Annotated in this window: 1 protein-coding gene; it reads right to left on the reverse strand. The window is 49.6% G+C overall.

The genetic code is table 11. From position 1 onward, the window contains the following. Positions 1–244, reverse strand: a 244-nt coding sequence (locus tag CA598_RS31905) for a hypothetical protein (RefSeq protein WP_143812516.1), incomplete at its 3' end; no start/stop codon positions are given. Between the last annotated feature and the right edge of the window lie 16 nt (positions 245–260).

The raw sequence follows: 260 nt of genomic DNA on the forward strand, positions 1-260 counted from the left end.
TCTCCGCTAATAGTTCGTTGGTGTACGTAAGAAGGTCGTCGAGCGATATTCCCGCAAGCTTATCGAAGTAAAACGTGCCTACGCTTACGACTTCCGCGCCGTGCTGATTACGTACGAGTTTAACCGCCTCACTAAAACGGCATTTCTGCGTATAATCATCGCCATATGACGGCTCGTTGTAATCCGGGTCATATCCGGTAAACGGCGATATAACAACGGTCTGGCGTAGTGGTATGAGCGCCATTACATCGTCACCCACT

The sequence above is a fragment of the Paenibacillus sp. VTT E-133291 genome (assembly GCF_002264395.1).
GTDB classification, from domain to species: domain Bacteria; phylum Bacillota; class Bacilli; order Paenibacillales; family Paenibacillaceae; genus Paenibacillus_AQ; species Paenibacillus_AQ nitricinens.